The sequence below is a fragment of the Bacteroides pyogenes DSM 20611 = JCM 6294 genome (assembly GCF_000428105.1).
GTDB lineage: Bacteria > Bacteroidota > Bacteroidia > Bacteroidales > Bacteroidaceae > Bacteroides > Bacteroides pyogenes.
The window spans coordinates 1-9,976 of record NZ_ATZH01000056.1 but is presented as its reverse complement, the minus strand read 5'-3'; the positions used below and the strand labels follow the sequence as shown (position 1 = coordinate 9,976).

Here is a 9,976-nt window from a genome sequence, read left to right as displayed (position 1 = left end):
AGGAAGTTTTTTCAGCATTTCTTTTCGGAAGCCCCGTAAAACTCTCTGTAAGAAAGATAAAGACAACCCGGACAAAGAAAAAGCGGGAAAAGAACCCATCCTTTGCCGCACGGACGGTAAAGATAAGCATTTTATTCCCATAACTCCAAATTTTAATGGGGAGTTTTTTTTAAATGGGGAAAAACAGAATATCAAACCGAAACCGGGCTTTTGCAACATGTCAACTCTAGAAAGCCCTCCCACGCCGGGAAAGCGGGTGCAAAAGTAGAAACTTTTAAAACAACATCCAAATATACGAAGGAGTTTTTATTACTATATGCATAATTAGTCGTTTTGAATCACAGTCGGAATAATATCAATATCGGCATTCTGGGCAGGGTGTTCTTTTGAACTATTTTCGCAGCAAGGTTAAGTAGAGATAGCAGGCAGCAAACAGAGCAAGGCGGTGGTAGAAATAAGTATAAGTCTTAATATGATTTTCTATGATGAGTATAAAGAGGATGTTGACATAAAGAGTAAGGGGATTATGCAGTCGACAGCAGTCACAGTTTTCTGATACGAGATCACCAAGTTGTTGTTGCATGCGCATCACCCTCGTCGAAAACAGAGAAAGCAGAAATAAAGCGGTGCAATATCATTGCTGCTACCTTTTATAAACACTACAACGACATCGTTAATATCTATAATAACCGATCATCAAATGCGGCAGTTGAATCTTTCAACGTTCAGATAAAACTTTTCAGAGCGAATTCAAAAGGAATATCGGTTACTGCTTTTGCCTATGCCACAAAAAACGGGCAATAATGGCAAAAGTATTCATGACAAGACAATGGAAATGCATAAAATTTCCCCCATCCTGAGCAAAGCAGAATGGGGGAATTGTTCTTTTTATCTCAAAACGGCGTTATCAGAATTTGTAACCCACGCCAACAGAGAAATTCATATTCTTCGGTGATTTTTCACCGTCATACAACTTAGTCAATCCAATACCTCCGGTCAAGTCGATAAAAATTCGGTTTATTTCATAAGCAACGCCTACTCCCAAACCTGCATCGAATTTATTAGCGCCTTCTACAACAGTAATACCGGCAATCTTCGTATCTCCAAAAAAGTCGACCTTTTCATCGCCAATTTTATATTTACCGCCTACACCATAAGCAATGTAAGGTCCCGCCTTTACTACAAAATTCTGGCCGTCTGCCACAGCAAAGCGAACGGCAGCCATTATAGGCAATTCGATATACATCGGATTGGCGGTCAAAGTTGCTCCATCTTCTTTCAATTTAAAGCCCTTGGTTGTAAACAACAGAGAAGGTTGGATAGACCATAATTCATTGAAAGCATATTCCATACCTATACCGGCCTGAAAACCGGCTTTCACCTTAGAGTCGTCAATTTGGGTAACGTTACTCAAATTCATACCTACTTTGGCATTCCAAGATACCTGCGAATAAGAAACAATTGAAACCAGTGCAAATAGCACAAAAATCAAACCTTTTTTCATATTACTCATAATTTTAGTTTGCTGGCCTCATCCCACGGACAGCTTTTGTGAAACAAATAAAAGTACGGGGAATTCTCTGAAACATATTCAGTAACCGAGCGTACTTTTTTCACTAAAGTGTTTAGATTACAGGCGCAAAGATATTGAAATTCTTTTAACGCGTAACTTTTAAGAGACTTTTTTTACAGAAACATGTAAAAAACAGACTCTTGGCTGACTATAAAAAAATAAGGCCATTACCGGCAATACCCGTCTGCACAAATGAAAACAGGGGCATAAAGTGAATTTTCCCGAATGGCAACTGCACAGTATCTCTACCGAAAAACGACAAAAGAGACAGAAAGCACCACGTGGGCAAAGAATACCCGATCTTCAAAAAAACTTCATCCGGCTATAGGAAAGGATTTGTTCCATGACAAGAAAGATTCCGTAAAGTCATGGGAAGGACTACGTTTCACTACAAGAAAAACTCCGTAAAGTTACAGGAAATCTCTGTTCAACCGTAACAAAGCCTCTGTCCGATTCCAACAGAGCCTCTATTCAGTCCCAACAGCGACTCTGTTCAACCGTAACAAAACCTCTATTATTTCAAAACAGCGACTCTGTTCAGCCCAAAGGCAGTACACCTCCGTGAAACACACAGGCAGGAAATCTGAAGGGATACGGACGGACAGGTGGAAAAGGTAGTACCCCACCGTGACACACACAATGACAAAAGAAGAAACAACAAGCTGAGAGAAAAAGAAAAATCAGTCGGCTGGAAGGTAAATTTTAGGCATTTGCATGTTTTAACACACTAGCTATTGGATGATTACGAAATTTTCGTAGATTTGCGAAAGATTCGTAATTAAACAACAAACCATGGAAAAGTTAACGATACAGGAAGAAGAAGTAATGATTAATATCTGGGAACTGGGAGATTGCTTCGTAAAAGATATCTTGGGCAAATACGCTCCACCGGCGCCTCCTTACACCACCGTCGCTTCTATCGTGAAGAATCTCGAGCGGAAAGGGTATGTGTCTTCGAAACGCATGGGAAATACCTATCAATACTCTCCCGCTATCCGCGAAAGCGAGTATAAACGCCATTTCATGAGTGGCGTGGTGCGCAACTATTTTGAGAACTCTTACAAAGAGATGGTTTCTTTCTTTGCCAAAGACCGGAAAATATCTGCCGACGACCTGAAAGAGATTATCGAACTGATAGAAAAAGGAAAAGAATCGTAGGACAAACCCCTTACTGCCATGACTCCGGAACTCGTATATTTTTTTAAAGTCAACATAGCCATTGCCTTGTTTTATGCTTTCTACAGGCTGTTTTTCTACAAAGACACATTCTTTTCGTGGCGCCGCACGGCTTTGCTATGCTTCTTTGCCGTATCTCTGCTCTATCCGTTACTCAACATTCAGCAATGGGTGAAAGAGCAGGAGCCTATCGCCGCCATGGCAGATCTGTACGCAAACGCCATACTTCCGGAATTCACGGTCGGCACGGACCCGTCTTCCGGCCATTGGCAGGAATGGCTCAAGCAGCTTTCAACATTTCTCTACCTGAGCGGAGTACTGTTGCTCACCATCCGCTTTTTTATCCAGTTGGGAAGCATCATACGCTTGCGCATCCACAGTCCGAAAGCCCAAATGCAAGGAATACGCGTGCACCTGCTGAAGAAAGAAGCAAGTCCGTTCTCCTTCTTCCAGTGGATATTCATTCACCCCGAATCGCATACGGACAGCGAAATCAGCGAGATCATTACGCACGAGCAGACGCATGTCCGTCAGTACCACTCGATAGACGTACTCATCAGCGAGGTGATGTGCATCGCCTGCTGGTTCAATCCGTTCGTCTGGCTGATGAAACGCGAAGTGAGAGGAAACCTCGAATATTTGGCAGATCATCGCGTATTGGAAGCGGGACACGACAGTAAATCATACCAGTACCATTTGTTGGGACTGACTCACCATAAGGCTGCAGCAAAATTATCCAATAATTTCAATGTTTTACCATTAAAAAACCGTATTAAAATGATGAATAAACGACGCACCGGAAAAATAGGAAGAACAAAATACCTGATGTTTCTTCCGTTGGCTGCCCTGTTGCTGATTGTAAGCAACATCGAAACAGTGGCGCGAACCACCAAAGAGTTTGCCAAAGAGATGATGGGAGAAGCGCTTGTAAAAGATGCCGTATCCCCCGAAACTGCGAATCTTCCGGAACAACCAACCGGAACGACGACTCTGCAAGATAAGAAAACGCCTCCCCCTCCGCCGCCGCTAACTACCAAAAAGCAAGCGGACAAAAAGGAAAAGGTTGCTCCTCCACCTCCACCCGCACCGAAGAAGGGCATCGATCAGGACGATCCTGTATTCGAAGTAGTGGAAGTAATGCCGGTATTCCCCGGAGGAATAAAAGAATTGATGTCATACCTGGGCAACAATATTCAATATCCGAAAGAAGCGAAAGACAAAGGCTTAGAAGGACGCGTGACCGTCTCCTTTGTAGTAGACAAGCAAGGAAATGTACTGAATCCGAGGATTATACGCAATGATTTGGTAGTAACCGCTTATGCGCCGAAGGACGGGAAAGGCGAACCTGCCAAAGTGAAACCCGACGAAAGCGCTTTGCTTGAAAAAGAGGCCCTGCGGGTAGTTTCTGCCATGCCGAAATGGACGCCGGGCAAACAAAGGGGAAAAGAAGTCAATGTCCGCTATACGTTGCCGATTATGTTCCGCCTGTCTAAACCGAAGCCTACAGCAGTACCGGAGGTAGTGGGAGTCAAATCGGAAGGCGAACCGGAAAACGGTGTTTATCAAGTAGTGGAAGAAATGCCCGAATTCCCCGGCGGACAAGAAAAGCTGATGGAATTTCTCGCCAAAAGTATGAAATATCCCGTAGAGGCGCAGAAGAATTATGAGCAAGGACGAGTGATCGTACAAATGGTAGTAAAAGCGGACGGAAGCATATCCAACATCAAAGTAATCAGGAGCGTATCGCCGTCATTGGATGCCGAAGCTATGCGGGTAGTCGGCAGTATGCCGAAATGGAAGCCGGGCAGGCAAAAAGGGAAAGCCGTGGCTGTGAAATACACGCTGCCTATCATCTTCCGGCTACAAAAGCCACCGGTAGAACCGCAGAAGAAATAGAAATCTGCGAGGAAGGAGTCACCGGCGTACCGTTACCTCCTTCCTCACAGAACCGCAAAAGAGATAAATTGCCGGAGTGATTTTTATTCTCCGCATATAAAGAAACACTTCAAGAGTGAAGCGAGAAAAGCTTCAGAACGGAGCGAACACTTGCAAATGTGAAATCGGAGAAAACAAAGCGAGGTGTAAAAGACACGGCATCTAAAGGGGAAAATCCCAAGTTAGCGCCCCGAAGCAAATGTGCCAAAACTCAAAAAAACTCTCAAAAAACTAAACTTCGGAATCGTATCTTAAGCAGAAACGCGAATAAAGACTTCTGAGGAAAAGTCGTTCCTGAGCTTTGCCACATTTTCTTTTTCAACGCTATTCCACGCATAATTCAATCCTTATTAATATAAGGAACAACAAAATTTTACTATTTTTGTACGAAACCAAAGAATAGTATACACATGAAAAAAAACACATGGATTATCTGCTTGCTGCTGTGCGCCGCCTGCGCCATGCAAGCCAAAGAGAGAGTAATAGAGCGTCCGCCTTTCATCGCGTGGAACAGTACGAGCATCGAAATAGACAAACTGGTGATCAGCGATACGGCTACCGTAGCCTATATTAAAGCATTCTACCGGCCAAAGTTCTGGATCAAAATAGCTAAAGGAAGTTTCCTTGCCGATCCCGACGGACAACTGTATCCCATCCGCAGAGGAATCGGCATTACGCTCGATGAGGAGTTCTGGATGCCCGAATCCGGCGAAGCCGAGTTCCAACTGGTATTCCCTCCGTTGCCGGAAAACGTGACTTGGGTAGACTTTTCCGAAGGAGACATGGAGGGGGCATTCAAGATATGGGGCATCCAATTGGATAAAAAGGCGTTTTACAAACGTGATTTGCCTAAAGAAGCCATCGTTCATAAAATAAATAAAGAGGCTGCGCTGCCCGTTCCGGAGTTCGCTTACGGGAAAGCGACCGTTAAAGGAAAAATCATGGACTATCGGGAAGGAATGCCACAGGCAGGCAGACTGCATTTGCTGGAACCGCTCAGATGGACAAGCTCTTTACAGGAGATAAATATACACGAAGACGGTACATTCGAGGTGGAAATTGATGTGATTACCACTACTCCCGCCATCTTCTCCTTTCCATTTGCCCAAGTATCGTGCTTGCTGGCTCCGGGTAAAGAGACAAAAGTGCTCATTAATCCGGCGGAGTATTGCAGACAACAGTCGCAATTACATAAGAATGCCAAACCTTACGGGAAGAAAGCTTATTTCGAAGGTTATCTGGCAGCGCTTCAACAAGAGCTGTCGGACAATACCATCAAAACAAACCTGGCGGGCAATCCGCGCAGCCACTTCGACCGAATAGCGGATAAAGACGCCAATAGTGTAAAAGAGTATTTCACCGAACTACGCCGGAATACTCTTCAGGAGATAGAAAAGGCAGATATGAGCAGGGCTGCCAAAGAGGTTCTTGCAGCCAACACGGATAACACCACGGCCATCAACATTCTCATGGCTGACGATATGATGAAGCAAGCACATATGTTCACACAGAAACTAAACAGGGAGCAGGCGAACGAATATTACAGAGATACCCGCATCGAGATGCCCGAAGACTTCTACAGCGTACTGAAAGAACTCTCGATAAATACGCCGGCAAATCTGTATACACCGGAATTTGCTTACATAGCGCTCGTGGCCCGTCGTTATCAGGAGTTGCTGCAAAAGACTCTCGGAACCTCCGAAGGGGTGTTGTTCCAAACAATGGAAGCGCTGAAGTACTATCGCTCCATCGAAGATTTCACTCCGCTGACGGCAGAACAGAAAGCAACCCTCGACGCATTGCCCGAACCCGCTTACAAAGAATTGCTCACCGCTCTCAACAACGAGCTGCTCCGAAAGATAGAGGAGAACAAAAAGAAAAGCGGATTCACCGTAAACGAAGTAGGAGAAGTGAGCAACGAAGAGTTGTTTTCTTCTATCCTTGCCAAATACAAAGGGCATGTATTGCTGGTTGACTTCTGGGCTACTTGGTGCGGACCCTGCCGCATGGCCAACAAAACGATGATTCCGATGAAAGAAGAACTGAAAGACAAAGACATCATCTACGTCTACATTACAGGAGAAACTTCGCCTAAAGGCGTATGGGAAAATATGATTCCGGATATACACGGGGAGCACTTCCGCTTGACTAACGAACAATATAATTACTTGAGAACGAACCTCAAGATTGAAGGAGTGCCTACTTATTTCGTTGTCGACCGCGAAGGAAAGACTACGTACAGGTCAACCGGATTCCCCGGAACGGGCACGATGAAAGAGCAATTGCTGAAAGTGCTGAATTAACCGAAGAATCACGAAAAGGCGAACTCTGAATTGCCAAGAAAGCACTTGACAGAATATTAAGGGGGACATATAAGCATGACAGCCGGAAGAAGATATTCTGCGGCGAGAATCCCAAGCCCCGTAAGCAACTGACATGCAGATAATAACAAATAAGACACATTGGGAGCCCGATACCGGCGGATTGGTATCGGGCTCCCAATGTGTCTTATCACGCTCTCAGTTGTATTTCAGCGAAAAACCTCCGGCTCCGATTTCGCTCCAATGGATCCAGTACATCGGCAAAGGGAAGCTAACAAACCGGCGTAGTTCTTGTTCAGCTCCACTTCCTCCGGACACAGTAACTGAAGCACTACCACAGACTCCCGGCACATCCGTAAAGGGCAATCAACAACCGGACAAAAGACCGGCACCATTTCAGTACCCGCAACCGTTCGCCCCGAATATAGCAAAACCTAACAAGGGAATCATTAGTTGTCTTTTGATTCCCTTGTTAGGTTTTGCTATCGGGCACTGAAACACCAAAATCTGCCGTTTCGGCAAAAACAACTGAACTTGAAAGCAACTGAACTTATTTGTTCATTTCCACAATCTTCGTTGGGGCCATCTCGATGTTCCGGCGGTCGACCTGACGAACCACGCCTGCAGCCAACGACAAGAAAGCGCGCCCGGTTACCGTGTCTTCATCCAAAGCCACCGGTGTACCGTTGTCCCCTCCCTCACAGATGCTCTGCACAATAGGAATTTGCCCCAGTAAAGGCACGTTCATCTCTTCCGCCAGTTTCTTCGCCCCTTCTTTCCCAAAAAGAAAATATTTGTTTTCCGGCAACTCGGCGGGAGTAAACCAAGCCATATTTTCCACCAAGCCGAGGATAGGCACATTAACCTTATCGTTCGTAAACATGTTGATTCCCTTACGGGCATCTGCCAGTGCCACCGCCTGCGGCGTACTGACAACGATAGCTCCGGTGAGGGCCAGCGTCTGAACCACCGTCAGATGGATGTCACTTGTTCCGGGAGGAAGGTCGATCAGGAAATAATCGAGCTCTCCCCACGCTGCATCGGCAATGAGTTGTTTCAAGGCATTGCTCGCCATACCTCCCCTCCAAAGCGTTGCCTGATCGGGGTCGACAAAGAATCCGATAGAGAGCAGTTTCACTCCGTATTTTTCTACCGGAATAATCAAATCGCGCCCCTCTAAACGCTCCAGATAAGGGCGCGCGTCTTCCACCTGAAACATTTTGGGTATAGAAGGACCGAATATATCAGCATCGAGCAAACCGACCTTGTGCCCCAACTTAGCCAAAGCTACAGCCAGATTGGCTGAAACCGTAGACTTGCCCACTCCTCCCTTGCCGGAAGAGATACCGATAATGTTCTTCACTTTTGGTAGAAGCTTACCTACTTCAGGACGGGCAGCCTGTTTACTTTCCGTTGCTATCGTCACTTTCACATCGGGAGAAACATAGGTATGTATAGCTGTTTCCGCTGCTTTCAACATCGACTTCATAAAAGGGTCGGTAGGCTTCTCGAAAATCAGCGAAAAACTAACTGACATACCGTCTATACGGAGATTATCAGCAACCATCTCCGCTTCCACTAAGTTTTTCCCGGTACCGGGATAACGCACCGTTGCCAATGCGTCCAATATTAATTTCGGATAAAGAGTCATTTTATTTAATATCAATTCGACAATTATATTTTCATACTATTTGTTACGCCATAACGAAAAAGTCGTGAATTTATCTATCCAATTAATGATATTCACAAACACTTATCGCTATTGTCTTACAGCTAATTAACGACTGACTTAGAGTGCATAAAATCTATCAGAAGTAGTATATGTGCACAATCTCACTCTAACAAACGAATTATTCCTGTAGCTTATTTCTTTAAGTGACTTCTATACGCTCGTAAGCATGTGTTTAAAATATCTGTAACAATTTACACCCGTTGTTTATCGGTCCCGCCATTCTCACAATATAATACCCAAAGTACAACATAGTTGCAATAAAGAATCAAAAACCACCTTTATCAGCCACTAACAACTCATTAGACTGTTATTGAAAACAACAGGTTCGTACATGGTGCAAAACAATTACCCTTAATAATTTGCTACTCTACTATCGTGAGCAAAGTTATTGAAATATTCTGTTTGGCAGATGGTTTTTGCAAGTTTTTCAATTCCTTTTTAGAAAAAGCCTCCATAAAATTAGATATTCTTCTGCAAGAAAGGTAAAAACTTTAAAATATTTAAAGTTGAAACTACGCTGATTCAGTTTTTTTATTCTGTATTATTAGGGCAGTTACGAATACTAAAAATAGCGATTAATTCAATGTCCTTGTATATATTGGAAACAGCATCACATAATGATATATTAAAAGAAAAAGATGCTGCAGAAGCCCATATAAAAGGTTTCTACAGCATCCTTATTTTGTCACTCGTTTTTTAAGAGAACAGCTTTATCTCATAAAAACATACAATCAAATAAACACCTATAGTTTTTTCTGTCGATTCATGCTTAAGGTAAATGTAAACGATTGCTCTGCTTTTTTTAAATAGCAATCAGCGAAAGGTCATAAAACATCTTCAGCCGAACCTTAATAGAACTGTTTCCTATGGGCAAAAATCTAGCTTTAATATCAGATCCAAAAAATATCAAAACAAAACGATATTAACCCAATACAAAAACTTAGGCCCTATAACGAATCGTGTGGGTAGGCCATGTCAAGTTTACCCGACATGTAGTAGATCATTCTTATGAAGTTGTCTACGTTGCTGTATCCCCTAGCTCTTCTTTTGGCCAGTTGAATTTTAGAGTTAATACCTTCTAGCACACCATTGGTAACGCCTCTATTCTCAAAATAAGAGACTATACCAGACCAATGTGCTTTGATGGTGTTTACAAATTTGCGAAACGGTTCTAACTTGGCATCAATGGCAACATCGCACCAAAATGCCAAATAGCCCTTAGCTTCTTCTTTATCTGGA

Annotated in this window: 7 protein-coding genes; 4 read left to right on the top strand and 3 right to left on the bottom strand. The window is 43.8% G+C overall.

Translation table 11 applies throughout. The features are described from left to right. Window positions 1-552: 552 nt before the first annotated feature. Window positions 553-804, top strand: a complete 252-nt coding sequence (locus C234_RS17220; protein ID WP_081688158.1) for a transposase — start codon at window positions 553-555, stop codon at window positions 802-804. 103 nt (window positions 805-907) lie between these two features. On the opposite strand, the gene C234_RS0112425 is transcribed toward C234_RS17220, so the two are convergent. After that, window positions 908-1,504 (bottom strand): porin family protein, encoded by a 597-nt coding sequence (locus C234_RS0112425; RefSeq protein WP_027326034.1) that lies wholly within the window; start codon window positions 1,502-1,504, stop codon window positions 908-910. An 861-nt stretch (window positions 1,505-2,365) separates the two neighbouring features. Between C234_RS0112425 and C234_RS0112415 the strand changes: the two genes are divergently transcribed. From C234_RS0112415 to C234_RS0112405, 3 genes are all read left to right on the top strand, one after another. Next, window positions 2,366-2,731, top strand: a complete 366-nt coding sequence (locus C234_RS0112415) for a BlaI/MecI/CopY family transcriptional regulator (protein WP_027326032.1) — start codon at window positions 2,366-2,368, stop codon at window positions 2,729-2,731. An 18-nt stretch (window positions 2,732-2,749) separates the two neighbouring features. Continuing rightward, the gene (locus tag C234_RS0112410; protein WP_027326031.1) at window positions 2,750-4,645 is read left to right on the top strand and encodes a M56 family metallopeptidase; all 1,896 of its coding nucleotides are present in this window, start codon (window positions 2,750-2,752) and stop codon (window positions 4,643-4,645) included. A gap of 449 nt (window positions 4,646-5,094) precedes the next feature. Then, a complete protein-coding gene (locus C234_RS0112405) occupies window positions 5,095-6,987 on the top strand; it encodes a TlpA family protein disulfide reductase (RefSeq protein WP_027326030.1) in 1,893 nt (630 codons plus the stop codon). Window positions 6,988-7,555: 568 nt separating this feature from the next. Here the strand turns inward: C234_RS0112405 and C234_RS0112395 are convergent. Together C234_RS0112395 and C234_RS0112390 are read right to left on the bottom strand one after the other, a co-directional pair. Further along, on the bottom strand, window positions 7,556-8,656 hold the full coding sequence (locus C234_RS0112395; RefSeq protein ID WP_027326028.1) for an Mrp/NBP35 family ATP-binding protein: 1,101 nt from the start codon (window positions 8,654-8,656) through the stop codon (window positions 7,556-7,558). A 1,028-nt stretch (window positions 8,657-9,684) separates the two neighbouring features. Continuing rightward, window positions 9,685-9,976 (bottom strand): transposase (locus tag C234_RS0112390; protein ID WP_027326027.1); only part of this gene is annotated, 292 nt, incomplete at its 5' end.

What these genes read in the sequence shown, in the direction of transcription:
- C234_RS0112395 (WP_027326028.1), bottom strand. Translation starts at nt 8,656, where the DNA reads ATGACTCTTTATCCGAAATTAATATTGGACGCATTGGCAACGGTGCGT.
- C234_RS0112415 (WP_027326032.1), top strand. Translation starts at nt 2,366, where the DNA reads ATGGAAAAGTTAACGATACAGGAAGAAGAAGTAATGATTAATATCTGG.
- C234_RS0112405 (WP_027326030.1), top strand. Translation starts at nt 5,095, where the DNA reads ATGAAAAAAAACACATGGATTATCTGCTTGCTGCTGTGCGCCGCCTGC.
- C234_RS0112425 (WP_027326034.1), bottom strand. Translation starts at nt 1,504, where the DNA reads ATGAAAAAAGGTTTGATTTTTGTGCTATTTGCACTGGTTTCAATTGTT.
- C234_RS0112410 (WP_027326031.1), top strand. Translation starts at nt 2,750, where the DNA reads ATGACTCCGGAACTCGTATATTTTTTTAAAGTCAACATAGCCATTGCC.